Source organism: Maribacter sp. UBA3344, from assembly GCF_002362375.1.
GTDB lineage: Bacteria > Bacteroidota > Bacteroidia > Flavobacteriales > Flavobacteriaceae > Maribacter > Maribacter dokdonensis.
On the sequence record NZ_DERI01000005.1, the window covers coordinates 115403 to 130580 of the forward strand.

The window sequence follows — 15178 nt, forward strand, 5'->3', positions numbered from 1 at the left end:
ACTAGTCATTAAAATTACACACATCTTTATAGAGTTGTGAAAGTAATGATTTGGGTATGTGAAGTTTTTAAAGTTTGTAGTAAGCGAAAGCTTCAGTAAATAATGTTACCGGAATTTCAACATCAAACTTAGGTTCACCAATAGATTTTAAGAGTACAAAATTGATTTTTCCATGAGAATTTTTCTTGTCATACTTCATTAACTTTAGAATATTATCAATGTCGGTATCAGAAAATTCTACTTTGTCATACCTGTCCAAAAAAGTTTCCTTAATATCCTCCATGGCTTCTTGGGGTAGGTCTAATAGTTTTAGTGATAAATAGCCTTCTAAGATCATACCAATTGCTATTGCTTCTCCATGTAGCAACATTTCTTTAGATTCGTTTTCAAGAAAGTACGATTCTATGGCGTGACCCAATGTATGTCCGTAATTTAATATTTTACGTATATGTTGTTCGGTAGGGTCTTGCAAGACCACTTCATTTTTAATTTGAATTGAAGTAAGAATATGATTTTTCATATCCTCAAGGTCTTTAGCTTCTTTAAGTGATTGCCAGTAATCTTTATCTTGAATAAGACCATGTTTTAGCATTTCTGCAAATCCGCTATTGACCTGTCTGTCTTCTAAGGTGTCAAGGAAATCTGGGACCACCAATACCATTACCGGTTGGATGATAACACCTATTTGATTCTTTAACGCGCCAAGGTCAATACCTGTTTTACCGCCTACCGAAGCATCTACCATAGATAATAGGGTAGTGGGTACATTTATGAAATCTATACCTCTCTTAAATGTAGAGGCAATAAAACCGCCCATATCGGTCAATACTCCTCCGCCTAAATTTATTAGTAAACTTTTACGGTCCGCACCAAGTTCTGAAAGTGCCTCCCAAACACCAACGCAGGTTTCAATGTTTTTATTTATTTCCCCAGATTCAATTTCAATTATTTCAAATGCATAGTCTCCATTTAGCTCTGCCATGAAATTTGGTAGACAGTGTTCATGGGTATTTTCATCTACCATTATAAAAATGGTAGAATATTTTTTCTCTGCCAAATGAGTATTTAGGGCAGAAAAAGCTTGTTCATTGAAATGTACTGCGTAAGAATCTGAAATAATGGAATCCATTAAAAATATAGCTTAATTTGTTTGAAACTTGTACGCAAAATAAAGGTAATTTTTAGTCTTAAGATTATAAATTCTGTGATTATATTTGATCGTTATAGAAATTATAAGGAATGGACCAAATTTTTGAAAATACTGCAACTGCATTTGCTCTTAAAACCGATTCAGAATTAGAAAGAGCTTATTTTCTCTTTAAAATGATTTCAAATGAACCTTTGGTGAAAATGGGTTCTGTTATTACCAATTTTGCTTTTAAAGCTCATTTACCCGTGGAAAGTTTAATTCGTGCTACTGTTTTTGACCATTTTTGTGGAGGTGTTAATGAAAGGGATTGCTTGCCTGTGGTAGATCGTATGTGGCAAAAGGGTGTATGCTCTGTATTGGACTATTCTGTAGAAGGTAAAGAAGAGGAGGACCCTTTTGATACGGCTACTGAAATTATTTTGACCATTTTAGATTTTGTAAAGGAAAAGGACGCCATACCTTATGCTGTTTTTAAGCCAACTGGTTTTGGGAGATTTGCCTTATACCAAAAAATTAGCGAGAAAAAAGAACTCACTGATGAAGAAAAAGCAGAATGGCAAAGGGTTGTCAATAGGTTTGACAAAGTCTGTAAAAAAGCGCATGACCTTGAAGTGTCTTTGCTGATCGATGGTGAGGAAAGCTGGATGCAAGATGCTGCTGATGATTTGGCTGAAGAAATGATGCGCAAGTATAATAAGAAAAAAAGGATAGTATTCAATACCCTGCAAACATACAGATGGGATCGTTTACCGTATTTAAAAGCGTTGCATGAGCGCGCTATAAAAGATGGTTTCTTGGTTGGAATGAAGGTTGTTAGGGGTGCATACATGGAGAAAGAGAATGATCGAGCAAAGGAAAAGGGCTACACTTCACCGATCTGCAAAACCAAACAAGAAACTGATGATAATTTCAATGCTACCATAGCGTATATGGTCGATAACCTTGACGTTCTTTCAATTTTCTCTGGAACCCATAATGAAGAAAGTTGTTACCGATTAATGGAATTAATGGAGGAGAAGGGCATCGCAAAAAATAATGATCATATATGGTTTGGTCAATTATATGGAATGAGCGATCATATTTCTTACAACCTAGCTGCCCATGGGTATAATGTTGCCAAATACCTTCCTTTCGGACCTGTACGTGATGTTATGCCGTATTTAATTAGAAGAGCAGATGAGAATACATCTGTAGCGGGACAAACCAGTAGAGAATTATCATTATTGAAAAAAGAAAGAAAGCGCAGAAAAATGTAAGTTTATTGTAGTTGCACGTTTTCTATCGTAGCTTTTTCTCTGCAATTCTTAACGGTGAAAGTATAATCTTGTTCCTTGTAATCGGACTCAATAACATAAGTTTTACAGGGAACGGATTTTGTATCACTATTTCCGAAATCCACATCACCCTCGGTTAAAATATAGGTCACTGCAGTAGAATCCAGCTGTAACTCTTGGAGTTTTTGTTGGGCTTCCTCACTATAGTACATAGATTTTGAGCGAATGTCTTTTAAGGTTCTGCAATTAGGTAGGTAGCAAAAATATACACCGGTTTCTTCAGATTTCTTCTTAAGAAAAAAAGTTAAAAAAACGATTCCTATAGACATCCCCACCAAAAAATAACCTAACCTCTTAAGAAAATCCATCCTAGCTGCTTATTGTAATAATTAAGATCACGAAATTATGTCTTTTTAAATGGATAGAGAAAATTTTGCTTTTTTGTTTTAGAATATTAGGAAATTAATATCGCTATACTGAAGGTCAAACCATTCTCCGACCGATTTATTGGTCAAAATACCATGGTACATATATAGCCCATTTCGAAGTCCCTTATCAAAACGAAGGGAGTTTTCTAGTCCGCCGTCTTCGCCGATCTTCAGTAAATAAGGCGTGAAAATATTACTGATACTTACTGAGGCTGTTTTTGGATATCTAGAGGGTATATTGGGCACGCCGTAGTGTATTACATCATATTTTTTTCTAGTAGGCTTATTGTGATCGGTAATTTCACTGGTTTCAAAACATCCGCCAGTATCAATACTTACATCAATGATTACGGCTCCCTTTTTCATATGTTCTACCATGGTACTGGTAACCACTACCGGTGACCGATCTTTTCCTCTTGTGGCGCCAATAGCAACATCGCAGCGTTTTAAGGCCTTCAATAAATTTTTGGGTTGTATTGTAGATGTGTATACCGTTTGTTTAAGATTGGTCTGTATGTTTCTTAGCTTGGTAATAGAATTGTCAAAGACCTTTACATTTGCTCCTATACCTATTGCGGAGCGTGCTGCAAATTCACCAACGGTTCCTGCTCCAATGATGACCACTTCTACAGGTGGTACACCGCTTATGTTCCCGAACATTAACCCGTTGCCATTATTATTTGCTGCCATTAATTCTGCGGCAATTAGTACTGAAGAAATACCTGCAATTTCACTGAGAGAACGCACAGCCGGGTATTTTCCTTCTTCATCACGGATATATTCAAAAGCTATAGCCGTAATTCGTTTTCTTGCCAATTCCTCAAAATATTCCTTGTACTGGGTCTTTATCTGAAGTGCGGATATTATTGTAGTCTGCGGATTTATATATTCTATTTCGGTAAGGGTAGGAGGTTCTACTTTTAAAATTAACGGGCACGCAAAAACCTTTTTAGTATCCCTGGTAATTTCCCCACCAGCGGTTACATAATCCGCATCAGAAAAATGGGCTCCTTCACCTGCTCCAGATTCTATTAGAACACGATGACCGTTAGACGTTATGGCATTGACAGCATCAGGCGTTAAACATATTCTTTTTTCTTGGTACTGATTTTCCTTTGGGATGCCTATAAACAATTCACCTTTTTGGCGTAAAACCTCTAAGGTTTCCTCTTGTGGAATTAATTGGTGTTTGCTAAACGGTGATGTGGGTTCATTCATAACTACAAAAATGCGTGGTTCAAATCACTGACTTGAAACTCAAATGTACAATTTTTAAAGAAATGAATGGGTTGCGCTTAATTAATGATATAGTGTAGTTAAAACTTAAGGTGTAGCCAACCTTGAACACGTTCTTGTAAATTTTTTAAAAAGTTCTCAATACTGCCGGTAGATAGTTTGGAATTTAAATCATCAGACAAAGAAGGCACTTCATTTAGGGAACTATCATCTTTTTTGTCACTGGTGTAGCCTTTAGCCTTTAGATCTTCTAGTTCAGCTTCCATTGCTTCTAGATCTATTCCATGAACATGCTTATCGTATAATTTAATACGAATAAAATAAACAAAGGGAATGGTAATCATACAAATAGGAATTATCCACCAGATATTATCAGTATCAATATAATGATCAGAATCATAGAACACTTCAAACATTTGAAATGCGTACATAGCTATTGGAATGATGATGATATGATACCACCAATCTCGTGAGGTAAGAAACCAGAAAATCAATAAATATAAAGGAACAATTTTAGATGTTAAAAACCATAGGTATGTAGATGCATCAGGAAATCCGTTTCCGTCTAAAGTAAAACCTAATATTGATACATCACCATTTGAATCATATGGTAAATAATCATATGTTTTGTATAGAAAAGGTGATATAGCAATAAAAAAAACGAGAAGAGATTCTAAAAATATCTTCTTTTTGGCTTTCTTTTTTTTTGATTTGTTGATCATTGACAAAATAGTATTACTATATGCTAACGACCGTATTTATTATTTATTATATAAAAAAAAGAGCAATTAAATTGCTCTTTAAATTTCAAAAAAATATAGATATTATATTTTCTTAGTCAACTTCCTTTTATCAACATTTAAATCTTGATTATCAATGTTGATTACTGGTGCTGCCATTGCTAAAAGGAATACGCCTAAAGCGATTGAAGCTAAGAATGTTCTTTTGTTTTTCATTTTCAAGGGGTTTTTGGTTATACAAATATTTAGTTCTCCTACAAACGTAAGAAAAAATATACAACTAAAATGTTGTTAAACGTTAAAATTGTGACTTTTAACCGATTATTTGTACATTTTATCGAAATCCTTGTTTTTTATCGAATATATACAATAAATCTTTAGTTTGAACGATGCTAAATTCCACAATTCTTACACCAAATGAATATTAGCGTTAAAACCCTTATTTAGAAAGAATTAGTTTTCTTGTTGTTTCGTCAATTATTTCAATAGTAATATTTTGAATATCCGTAGGAAGAAGGTTCGGTATTTTTTCTGGCCACTCCATAAATATCCAGCCATTTGAAGACAAATAATCATCAAGCCCCATATCCATTGCTTCAGATTCATCATTAAGACGATAAAAATCAAAATGAAAGCCCAGTAGTTCACCAGTTTCAAGTGCATACTCATTAACAAGTCCAAAAGTTGGGCTACTTACAGTATCATCGCTACCCAATTCTTTGACCAATGATTTTATTAACGTAGTTTTTCCAGCTCCCATTGGGGCATAAAATGCTAATATTTTACTTTTAGAATGTGTTACAATTTGCTTGGCAACATTAGGTAACTCACCTTCGTTATAAATGAATTCCATTTTAATAAACTATTTAGGTTCCAAAACTACAAAAGGAATAATCATTTCTTCTAAAGAAACTCCGCCATGTTGATACGTGTTTCTATAATAACTTACATAGTGATTGTAATTATTGGGGTAGGCAAAGAAATAATCATTTTTAGCAAATATGAAAGAACTACTCATATTTATACTAGGTAAATTAATGGTTTTTGGGTCTTTGGCTGCTAAAACCTCACTTTTTTCATACGTAAGACTTCTGCCGGTTTTATAGCGTAAATTCAGGCTTGTGTCCCTATCACCAACAACTTTGGAAGGAGTTTTTACATTGATGGTGCCATGATCCGTGGTAATAATCAATTTCATTCCCAAGGTCTGCGCTTGTTGTATAATTTCTAACATCGGAGAATTCTTAAACCAACTGGTTGTTAATGAACGGTAAGATTTATCATTGGAAGCCAATTCTTTTATAACTTCCATTTCTGTTTTAGAATGAGAAAGCATATCCACAAAGTTGTACACTATTACGGTCAAATCATTATCCTTCTGCCCCTTAAAATTCTGACTTAAATGTTTGCCTTGTTTTAAACTACTAATTTTATGGTACTCCCATTTTAAATCAAGTCCAAGTCTTTTTAGTTGAGCATCTAAGAATTTGTCTTCAAAAAGATTTTTTCCGCCTTCATCGGTATCGTTTTTCCACCATTCCGGATATTTCTTTTCCATATCCAACGGTGTTAACCCAGAAAATATCGCATTTCTAGCATACTGCGTTGCGGTAGGTAGAATACTATAGTAGGAATCTTCTTTTTTCTTTTTGTAAAATGAATTGACCGTATCTTCAAAAGCATACCATTGATCGTATCTTAAATTATCTACTACGATCAATAATGTTTTTTGATCTTTTATCTCGGGTGCGATCCATTTCTTAAATAAGGTGTGAGACATTACAGGTGCGTCCGTATCTGTAAACCAATCCTCATAATTGCGGTCTACAAATTTACCAAACTGTTGATTGGCTTCGGTTTTTTGGGATTCCAAGATTTCGAACATACCACTGTCTTCAATTTCTTCTAATTGAAGTTCCCAATAAATTAGCTTTTTATAAAGGTCGGCCCATTCTTGATAAGTGCTGACCATGGATAGATCCATGGCTATCTTTCTAAATTCCTGCTGATAGTTACTAGTGGTTTTTTCAGAAACCAATCTAGAGTGGTCTAAATTCTTTTTAAGAGATAATAAAATTTGATTGGGGTTTACAGGTTTAATAAGGTAATCTGCAATTTTAGAACCTATGGCTTCTTCCATTATAAACTCCTCTTCACTTTTGGTGATCATGACCACAGGTAAAGAGTTGTTTATTGTTTTAATTTCTGATAAGGTTTCCAAACCGGAGATGCCTGGCATGTTTTCATCAAGAAATACGATATCTACTCTAGTTTGGGCTAGTTCTTCTAATGCTTCTTGTCCACTTTGACAGGTAATTACACTATAATTTTTAGATTCTAAAAAGATGATGTGTGGTTTAAGTAGATCTATTTCATCATCTACCCACAATATTTTTATTTTGTTCATTGAATTATTATTTGACGATAATCAAATTATATGCTAATGCTTTTGTATAACTTTGAAATGTTAATTTCAGAAAAGACAACGTTATCTTGAAGACATCAAACAAATTGAAAATCTTTAATGATCCAATTTACGGATTTATTAGAATTCCCAATGCCCTAATATTTGACCTTATTGCCGATCCCTATTTTCAAAGGTTGAGAAGAATTTCACAAATGGGGTTGTCCTATTTAGTTTATCCGGGGGCACACCATACTAGATTCCATCATGCATTGGGTTGTATGTATTTAATGCAGAAGTCTATACAAGTGCTTCGTTTTAAAGGATTTGAGATTTCTACAAGTGAAGAAGACGGACTTTTATGTGCCATTCTTTTACATGATATTGGTCACGGACCTTTTTCACATGCCATGGAACATAGCATTGTTGAAGGTGTTAGCCACGAGTTTATTTCACTTCAATTCATGCAAGAACTCAACGAACGATTTAACGGAAGTTTAACGGAGGCCATTTCTATCTTTACTGGAAATCATGAAAAAAAATTCTTGAACCAGCTAGTGTCTAGTCAATTAGATATGGACCGTTTAGATTATTTAAAAAGAGATAGCTTTTATACTGGTGTAGCGGAAGGTAATACCAATGCAGAACGTTTAATTACCATGTTAAATGTAGTGAACGGTAGCTTGGTCATTGAAGAAAAGGGTATCTATTCGGTTGAAAAATTCTTAATGGCACGTAGGTTCATGTACTGGCAAGTTTATCTTCATAAAACAGCAGTGGTGGCAGAACGATTGCTTATCAGTATACTTAAAAGGGCACGTTTTCTAATTGAAAAAGGTGAAACATTGAATTCTAGTACTCCCTTACATTACTTTTTAACCCATCATATAGACATCAATAACTTTAATGGTGATACCTTAATAAAGTTTGCCAAGTTAGATGATATAGACATACTTGCAGCATTAAAAGAGTGGCAATATTCTAATGATTTTGTTTTAAGCTCATTGTGTGCAATGATCATTAATAGAAAACTACTTCATATAAAGGTGAAAAAGGAACCTATTAGCGAAACTAAATTTTTAATGCAATTAAATAAAGTAAAAGCCGAGTATAATATTACGGATGAAGAGGCTTCGTATTTTGTGTTTAAGGGCGAGTTGAGAAATAAAGCTTACGATAGGCAACATCAGACTATCAACATTTTAAGGAAAAATGGAAAAATAACCGATGTCGCCAAATTGTCTGATCACCTAAATTTAAATGCACTTTCAAAAACGGTAACCAAATATTATATGTGTTATCCTAAAGAAGGGGTTTAACAATTTTTCTTACTTTTACGCTCATGAAATTTACAGCAGGTCAGATTGCAGGTATCTTAGAAGGAGAAGTACATGGAAATCCAGAAATAGCCGTACATAAACTTGCTAAAATAGAGGAAGGTGAAGAAGGTTCCCTTACTTTTTTAGCCAATCCTAAGTATACTTCATTCATTTATAAAACAAAAGCATCGGTAACGATAGTGAATAAAAGTTTTGTTCCAGAACAAGATTTGAACACTACATTGATTAAAGTAGAAGATGCCTACAAGTCATTTTCCAAGTTGTTGGAATACTACAATCAGGTTAAAAATAATAAGGTGGGTATTGAAGAGCCCATTTTTAAATCTGATAATGTTATTTATGGATCAGATGTATATATAGGCGCATTTGCATATTTAGGAAATAATGTGGTGTTGGGTGATAATGTGAAAATTTATCCAAATGCCTATATAGGTGATAACGTAAAGATTGGAAACAACGTTATCATTTTCGCTGGAGTAAAGGTGTATTCAGAAACTATAATTGGAAACAATTGCGTAATAAATAGTGGCGTAGTTTTGGGTGCAGACGGATTTGGTTTTGCTCCAAACGAAAACGGCGAGTTTATTAAAGTGCCACAGACCGGAAATGTAATCTTGGAGGATAACGTTGATATTGGCGCAGGTACCACCATAGATAGAGCCACATTAGGCTCTACTATTTTAAGAAAAGGGGTTAAGCTGGATAATCAAATACAAATAGCGCATAACGTTGAAATTGGAGAGCATACCGTAATTGCCGCTCAAACAGGTATTGCAGGCTCTACAAAAATTGGCAAACATTGTATGATTGGCGGACAGGTAGGTATCGTTGGTCATATTGTCATTGGCGACAATGTAAAAATACAGGCACAATCTGGTATCGGTAGAAATGTGAAAGACAATGAAGTTTTGCAAGGTTCACCAGCACTAAACTATGGTGATTTCAACAAATCATATGTTCATTTTAAGAATTTATCAAAAATAATAAGTAGAATCGACACCTTAGAAAAGAAAGATTGACGATGAGCACAACAACTATTAAACAAACAACAATTGGTAAAGAGGTAAGTCTTACGGGAGTAGGTTTACATACCGGTAGTGATGTAACCATTAAATTTGTACCCGCAGATAAAAATCACGGATACGCTTTTAAAAGAGTCGATTTGGAAGGTACTCCTATAATACCTGCAGATGCCAATTTGGTGAACAATACACAAAGAGGTACTAACTTAGAAAAGAACGGTGTTAAAATTCAGACTTCTGAGCACGTTTTGGCTGCTTTGGTAGGTTTGGAAATTGACAATGTTCTTATAGAGCTGAATGCTGCCGAGCCTCCGATTATGGATGGTTCTTCCAAGTTTTTTGTAGAAGCATTGGAAAAAGCTGGTATTGTTGAGCAAGATGCTTATAGAGAGGAGTACGTAGTTAAGGAAGTTATTTCATATAGAGACGAAAAAACGGGTAGCGAAATTACCATAATTCCTAGTGACACCTACCAAGTAACTACTATGGTGGATTTTGGCACTAAGGTTTTGGGTACCCAAAATGCAACATTAGAAAATATTTCCGATTTCAAAAAAGAAATTGCCGATGCTAGAACTTTTAGTTTTCTACATGAATTAGAGGCTTTACTTGAAAACGGACTTATTAAAGGTGGTGATTTAAATAATGCCATTGTTTATGTGGATAAGGAGATTTCAGAAGAAACAATGAAAAAGCTTGAAAAAGCTTTTAATAAAAAGAAACTTTCCGTTAAGGCAAATGGTATTCTTGACAACTTGACCTTGCATCAGCCAAACGAGGCAGCTCGCCATAAATTATTGGATGTTATTGGTGATTTAGCCTTGGCAGGTACTAGAATTAGAGGTAAGGTTATTGCAAATAAGCCTGGGCACTATGTAAATACTCAATTTGCTAAAAAAATTGCTCAAATAATAAAATTGGAGAAACGTAACAACGTACCTAAGTACGATTTAAGTTTACCTCCATTGATGGATATTCATCAAATAATGGATATGTTACCGCATAGACCGCCATTCTTGTTGATCGATCGTATTTTAGAGCTTTCCGATCAACATGTTGTAGGTATGAAAAACGTTACTATGAACGAGCCGTTTTTTGTAGGTCATTTTCCTGGAGCTCCTGTAATGCCTGGTGTGTTGCAAGTAGAGGCAATGGCACAAACTGGTGGTATTTTGGTTCTGAGTACAGTGCCTGATCCAGAAAACTACTTAACACTTTTCATGAAAATTGACAAGGTTAAATTTAAAAGACAAGTGCTACCTGGAGATACATTAATATTCCATTGTAGTTTAATTACCCCGATAAGAAGGGGAATCTGCCATATGCAGGCTTATGCTTACGCTAATGATAAGTTGGTTAGTGAAGCGGAGATGATGGCTCAAATTGTAAAAAGAACATAGTATGAATCAACCTTTAGCCTATATTCATCCGGGAGCTAAAATAGCAAAGAATGTAGTTGTAGAGCCATTTACAACAATTCACAATAATGTTACTATTGGAGATGGTACCTGGATCGGGTCTAATGTAACTATCATGGAAGGTGCACGTATTGGGAAAAACTGTAATATTTTTCCTGGTGCGGTTATTTCCGCTTCTCCACAAGATTTAAAATACGAAGGGGAAGATACCACGGTAGTTATTGGTGATAATACTACCATTAGGGAGTGTGCCACTATACATAAGGGTACTTCAGACAGAATGAAAACGGTAATCGGCAAAAATTGTTTGATTATGGCGTATTGCCACGTTGCCCATGACTGTTTGGTTGGTGATAATTGTATTTTTTCTAATAATTCCACACTAGCGGGTCACGTTACAATTGGTGATAATGTAATTTTGGCTGGTTTGGTTGCCGTGCATCAATTTGTGTCGGTTGGTCAACATGCCTTTGTTACCGGAGGATCCTTGGTTAGAAAAGATGTGCCACCTTATGTGAAAGCGGCAAGAGAGCCTCTTTCATACGTAGGAATTAATTCTGTTGGTTTGAGAAGAAGAGGTTTCATCTCGGAAAAAATTAGGGAAATACAGAATATCTACCGTATACTTTATCAAAAAAACTACAACAATACCCAAGCGGTACAAATTATAGAAGCTGAAATGGAGGCCACTCCAGAAAGAGATGAGATATTGCAGTTTATTCGTGATTCTCAGCGTGGTATCATGAAAGGTTATTTCAGTAACAATTAAATATATTTTAAACTTAAGTTAACTACATTAATATTAAATAGTAATGGCATCTACATCAGATATACGAAAAGGACTATGCATAAGATATAATAACGATATCTATAAAATAATAGAATTTTTACATGTAAAACCAGGTAAAGGTCCTGCTTTTGTACGTACTAAATTAAAAAGTGTTTCTACAGGTAAAGTATTGGATAATACATTTTCCGCGGGACATAAAATAGAAGATGTTCGTGTAGAAACACGTTCTTATCAATATTTATATCCAGAAGGTGAAACGTATCACTTCATGAATACTGATGATTACAATCAAATTACACTTCAAGAAAGCTCTTTAGATGCTCCTGGTCTTTTAAAAGAAGGAGAAATTGTAAAGATCATGTTCAATACGGAGGACAGCATGCCTTTATCTGTTGATATGCCGGCAAGTGTTGTTCTTGAGGTTACGTATACTGAACCTGGAGTAAAAGGTAATACAGCTACCAATGCTACAAAACCTGCAACGGTTGAAACTGGAGCGGAAGTGAATGTACCACTTTTTATTAATGAAGGTGATAAGGTTAAAATAGATACTTCTACAGGTTCTTACATGGAACGTGTAAAGGAATAATTGCCAAAGGTAGATTCTTTATTTAGAGCTAAAAAAGTCATTTGAAATTTCCTACTACTTTTTCGTTAAAACAAATCGCAGAGATAATCTCTAGTGAATATGTTGGGCATGATGATTTTCCTGTGTTGGGCATGAACGAGATTCATGTTGTGGAACCAGGGGATATTGTATTCGTAGACCACCCAAAGTATTATGATAAGGCTTTGGAGTCCAAGGCTACTATCATTTTGATCAATAAGCAAGTAGATTGTCCTAACGGAAAAGCATTATTGATTTCAGATGACCCATTTAGGGACTTCAATAAGCTTACCACGTTCTTTCAGCCATTTGTGCCAAGCAGTCAATCAATTGCTGCAACTGCAAAAATTGGAAAGGATACTGTTATACAACCTAATACTTTTGTTGGTAACAATGTTGTAATAGGAGAGAATTGTATAATTCACTCAAACGTAACAATTTATGATAATTGCTTAATTGGTGATAATGTTACCATACATGCAGGTACTGTTTTAGGTGCTGATGCCTTTTATTATAAAAAGCGCCCAGAAGGTTTTGATAAATTAATTTCGGGCGGTAGGGTAGTACTTGAGGATAATGTTGATATTGGTGCGCTATGTACCATTGATAGAGGTGTTTCGGGTGATACGACAATTGGTTACGGAACAAAGTTGGACAATCAAGTTCATGTAGGTCATGATACGGTTATTGGCAAAAAGTGCTTAATTGCCTCTCAAACGGGTATTGCCGGTTGTGTTATTATTGAAGATGAAGTGACTTTGTGGGGACAAGTAGGTACCAATAGTGGAATTACCATAGGTACCAAAGCTGTAATTATGGGGCAAACAGGAGTAACAAAATCTGTAAAAGGAGGTAAGAGCTACTTTGGTACGCCAATAGAGGAATCTCGTGAAAAGCTAAAGCAATTGGCCTATTTAAAGCAGATTCCAGAAATAATTAAAAAAATAGATAAGAAATAGCTAAGTAATGCTATAAAATTCATTAACAACTTATATTTTTGTTCATAATTAAAAAAATAAATAAACTACAGTAGTATGAGCGTATTAGTAAATAAGGATTCCAAAATAATCGTACAAGGTTTCACCGGTAGTGAAGGTACTTTCCATGCAGGACAGATGATTGAGTACGGTACTAATATCGTAGGTGGTGTTACACCAGGTAAAGGTGGACAAGAGCATTTGGGAAAACCCGTTTTCAATACGGTTACCGAAGCTGTTGAAAAGGTAGGTGCAGACACTACTATAATTTTCGTTCCGCCAGCATTTGCTGCAGATGCTATAATGGAAGCTGCTGAAGCTGGAATTAAAGTTATCATTACAATTACAGAAGGTATACCTGTTGCCGATATGGTAAAGGTGGCCAACTATATTAAAAATAAAGAATGTCGCTTGATCGGACCTAACTGTCCGGGTGTAATAACACCAGGTGAGGCAAAAGTTGGTATTATGCCAGGTTTTGTATTTAAGGAAGGTAATGTAGGTATTGTTTCCAAATCAGGAACTTTAACTTACGAAGCTGCTGACCAGGTGGTTCGCCAAGGTTTAGGAATTACTACTGCTATTGGTATAGGTGGTGATCCAATTATTGGAACTACTACTAAAGAAGCAGTTGAATTATTGATTAATGATCCTGCTACAGAGTGTGTGGTTATGATCGGTGAGATCGGTGGACAATTAGAGGCTGATGCTGCACAGTGGTATAAAGCTAGTGGAAGTAAAAAACCAGTTGTTGGATTTATTGCAGGTGAAACTGCTCCGGCCGGTAGAACAATGGGTCATGCTGGTGCTATTGTTGGTGGTAGCGATGATACTGCCCAAGCCAAGAAAAGAATTATGAGAGAATGTGGAATTCACGTTGTAGATTCTCCGGCTGAAATTGGCTTAAAAGTTAAAGAAGTAATGGGATAAGATTCCCTTTTTATAGTATAAAATCCCGTTTATAGCGGGATTTTTTTTAGCCTATAAATGAAACAAAAGGTATATTTGATAAACATCGGTTTAAAACAACGGACTTATGAAATTATTAGAGGATAAAAACGTAATTATAACAGGGGCTAGCAGAGGAATTGGTATGGGTATAGCCCAAGTTTTTGCGGATCATGGAGCAAATGTTGCATTTACATATAGTTCTAGTGAAGCTCCTGCATTAGCGTTAGAGAAGGAATTAGCAGAGAAAGGCGTTAAGGCAAAAGCCTATAAAAGTAATGCTGCCAGTTTTCAAGAAGCTGAAGAGCTGGTTGCTAAAGTACTGGAAGATTTTGATGGAAGAATAGATGTGTTGATCAACAACGCAGGTATTACTAAAGATAATCTTCTAATGCGTATGTCAGAAGCAGATTTTGATGCTGTTATAGATATCAACTTGAAATCTGTTTTTAATATGACCAAAGCCGTACAAAGAACTTTGTTGAAACAACGTAAAGGTTCTATCATTAATATGAGTAGTGTGGTTGGGGTAAAAGGTAATGCAGGTCAAACCAATTACGCTGCATCTAAGGCAGGTATGATCGGTTTTACTAAATCTGTAGCATTGGAATTAGGCTCTAGAAATATTAGATGTAACGCTATTGCACCAGGATTTATTGAAACAGAAATGACCGATAAATTGGATGAAAAAACGGTTCAAGGATGGAGAAACGGTATTCCGTTAAAACGAGGAGGTTCTACCGAGGATATTGCAAATGCATGTTTGTATTTTGCATCTGACCTTTCTAGTTATGTAACTGGTCAAGTTCTTAATGTTGATGGTGGTATGCTTACCTAACACAAT

The 15178-nt window shown here is 35.2% G+C and carries 16 protein-coding genes; 9 read left to right on the plus strand and 7 right to left on the minus strand.

Going from position 1 to position 15178, the window contains the following annotated elements; translation table 11 throughout:
• Window positions 1-67: 67 nt before the first annotated feature.
• Window positions 68-1129 (minus strand): 3-dehydroquinate synthase, encoded by a 1062-nt coding sequence (gene aroB, locus B2Z27_RS02600; RefSeq protein WP_286812448.1) that lies wholly within the window; start codon window positions 1127-1129, stop codon window positions 68-70.
• Window positions 1130-1239: 110 nt separating this feature from the next.
• Here aroB and B2Z27_RS02605 point away from each other — a divergent pair, with 110 nt between their 5' ends.
• Window positions 1240-2406, plus strand: coding sequence for a proline dehydrogenase family protein (locus B2Z27_RS02605; protein ID WP_286812449.1), 1167 nt, complete (start codon window positions 1240-1242; stop codon window positions 2404-2406).
• A gap of 2 nt (window positions 2407-2408) precedes the next feature.
• Here the strand turns inward: B2Z27_RS02605 and B2Z27_RS02610 are convergent, their stop codons facing one another.
• The 6 genes from B2Z27_RS02610 to B2Z27_RS02635 form a co-directional block, all read right to left on the minus strand.
• On the minus strand, window positions 2409-2792 hold the full coding sequence (locus B2Z27_RS02610; RefSeq protein ID WP_286812450.1) for a DUF4258 domain-containing protein: 384 nt from the start codon (window positions 2790-2792) through the stop codon (window positions 2409-2411).
• Between the two features lie 78 nt (window positions 2793-2870).
• Window positions 2871-4070, minus strand: coding sequence for an alanine dehydrogenase (locus B2Z27_RS02615; RefSeq protein ID WP_058102613.1), 1200 nt, complete (start codon window positions 4068-4070; stop codon window positions 2871-2873).
• A gap of 98 nt (window positions 4071-4168) precedes the next feature.
• Window positions 4169-4810 (minus strand): hypothetical protein, encoded by a 642-nt coding sequence (locus B2Z27_RS02620; protein ID WP_286812451.1) that lies wholly within the window; start codon window positions 4808-4810, stop codon window positions 4169-4171.
• A gap of 102 nt (window positions 4811-4912) precedes the next feature.
• On the minus strand, window positions 4913-5044 hold the full coding sequence (locus tag B2Z27_RS02625) for a hypothetical protein (RefSeq protein ID WP_262493567.1): 132 nt from the start codon (window positions 5042-5044) through the stop codon (window positions 4913-4915).
• Between the two features lie 223 nt (window positions 5045-5267).
• A complete protein-coding gene (gene tsaE, locus B2Z27_RS02630; RefSeq protein WP_286812452.1) occupies window positions 5268-5681 on the minus strand; it encodes a tRNA (adenosine(37)-N6)-threonylcarbamoyltransferase complex ATPase subunit type 1 TsaE in 414 nt (137 codons plus the stop codon).
• 9 nt (window positions 5682-5690) lie between these two features.
• Complete coding sequence (locus tag B2Z27_RS02635; RefSeq protein ID WP_074673683.1) at window positions 5691-7235, minus strand: response regulator; 1545 nt, start codon at window positions 7233-7235, stop codon at window positions 5691-5693.
• Between the two features lie 86 nt (window positions 7236-7321).
• On the opposite strand from B2Z27_RS02635, the gene B2Z27_RS02640 reads away from it, so the two are divergent.
• The 8 genes from B2Z27_RS02640 (at window position 7322) to fabG (ending at window position 15172) form a co-directional block, all read left to right on the plus strand.
• Complete coding sequence (locus B2Z27_RS02640) at window positions 7322-8551, plus strand: HD domain-containing protein (RefSeq protein ID WP_286812453.1); 1230 nt, start codon at window positions 7322-7324, stop codon at window positions 8549-8551.
• A 23-nt stretch (window positions 8552-8574) separates the two neighbouring features.
• Window positions 8575-9591: a UDP-3-O-(3-hydroxymyristoyl)glucosamine N-acyltransferase gene (gene lpxD / locus B2Z27_RS02645; RefSeq protein WP_286812454.1), complete on the plus strand. Its 1017-nt coding sequence runs from the start codon at window positions 8575-8577 to the stop codon at window positions 9589-9591.
• Window positions 9592-9593: 2 nt separating this feature from the next.
• Window positions 9594-10994 (plus strand): bifunctional UDP-3-O-[3-hydroxymyristoyl] N-acetylglucosamine deacetylase/3-hydroxyacyl-ACP dehydratase, encoded by a 1401-nt coding sequence (locus B2Z27_RS02650; protein WP_058102619.1) that lies wholly within the window; start codon window positions 9594-9596, stop codon window positions 10992-10994.
• 1 nt (window position 10995) lies between these two features.
• Window positions 10996-11781 (plus strand): acyl-ACP--UDP-N-acetylglucosamine O-acyltransferase, encoded by a 786-nt coding sequence (gene lpxA, locus B2Z27_RS02655; RefSeq protein WP_058102620.1) that lies wholly within the window; start codon window positions 10996-10998, stop codon window positions 11779-11781.
• A 43-nt stretch (window positions 11782-11824) separates the two neighbouring features.
• Window positions 11825-12391, plus strand: coding sequence for an elongation factor P (efp, locus tag B2Z27_RS02660; RefSeq protein WP_058102621.1), 567 nt, complete (start codon window positions 11825-11827; stop codon window positions 12389-12391).
• 41 nt (window positions 12392-12432) lie between these two features.
• A complete protein-coding gene (locus tag B2Z27_RS02665; RefSeq protein ID WP_286812455.1) occupies window positions 12433-13368 on the plus strand; it encodes a UDP-3-O-(3-hydroxymyristoyl)glucosamine N-acyltransferase in 936 nt (311 codons plus the stop codon).
• A gap of 75 nt (window positions 13369-13443) precedes the next feature.
• Window positions 13444-14316: a succinate--CoA ligase subunit alpha gene (gene sucD / locus B2Z27_RS02670; RefSeq protein ID WP_058102623.1), complete on the plus strand. Its 873-nt coding sequence runs from the start codon at window positions 13444-13446 to the stop codon at window positions 14314-14316.
• Window positions 14317-14422: 106 nt separating this feature from the next.
• Entirely contained in the window at window positions 14423-15172 is a 750-nt protein-coding gene (gene fabG, locus B2Z27_RS02675) for a 3-oxoacyl-[acyl-carrier-protein] reductase (RefSeq protein ID WP_286812456.1), read from the plus strand.
• Window positions 15173-15178: the final 6 nt, after the last annotated feature.

Excerpts from the sequence above, each read along its gene's own strand:
- B2Z27_RS02625 (WP_262493567.1), bottom strand. The coding sequence starts at position 5,044 with ATGAAAAACAAAAGAACATTCTTAGCTTCAATCGCTTTAGGCGTATTC.
- efp (WP_058102621.1), top strand. The coding sequence starts at position 11,825 with ATGGCATCTACATCAGATATACGAAAAGGACTATGCATAAGATATAAT.
- fabG (WP_286812456.1), top strand. The coding sequence starts at position 14,423 with ATGAAATTATTAGAGGATAAAAACGTAATTATAACAGGGGCTAGCAGA.
- tsaE (WP_286812452.1), bottom strand. The coding sequence starts at position 5,681 with ATGGAATTCATTTATAACGAAGGTGAGTTACCTAATGTTGCCAAGCAA.
- B2Z27_RS02650 (WP_058102619.1), top strand. The coding sequence starts at position 9,594 with ATGAGCACAACAACTATTAAACAAACAACAATTGGTAAAGAGGTAAGT.
- B2Z27_RS02610 (WP_286812450.1), bottom strand. The coding sequence starts at position 2,792 with ATGGATTTTCTTAAGAGGTTAGGTTATTTTTTGGTGGGGATGTCTATA.
- lpxD (WP_286812454.1), top strand. The coding sequence starts at position 8,575 with ATGAAATTTACAGCAGGTCAGATTGCAGGTATCTTAGAAGGAGAAGTA.
- B2Z27_RS02620 (WP_286812451.1), bottom strand. The coding sequence starts at position 4,810 with ATGATCAACAAATCAAAAAAAAAGAAAGCCAAAAAGAAGATATTTTTA.
- B2Z27_RS02605 (WP_286812449.1), top strand. The coding sequence starts at position 1,240 with ATGGACCAAATTTTTGAAAATACTGCAACTGCATTTGCTCTTAAAACC.
- B2Z27_RS02635 (WP_074673683.1), bottom strand. The coding sequence starts at position 7,235 with ATGAACAAAATAAAAATATTGTGGGTAGATGATGAAATAGATCTACTT.
- lpxA (WP_058102620.1), top strand. The coding sequence starts at position 10,996 with ATGAATCAACCTTTAGCCTATATTCATCCGGGAGCTAAAATAGCAAAG.
- B2Z27_RS02615 (WP_058102613.1), bottom strand. The coding sequence starts at position 4,070 with ATGAATGAACCCACATCACCGTTTAGCAAACACCAATTAATTCCACAA.
- sucD (WP_058102623.1), top strand. The coding sequence starts at position 13,444 with ATGAGCGTATTAGTAAATAAGGATTCCAAAATAATCGTACAAGGTTTC.
- aroB (WP_286812448.1), bottom strand. The coding sequence starts at position 1,129 with ATGGATTCCATTATTTCAGATTCTTACGCAGTACATTTCAATGAACAA.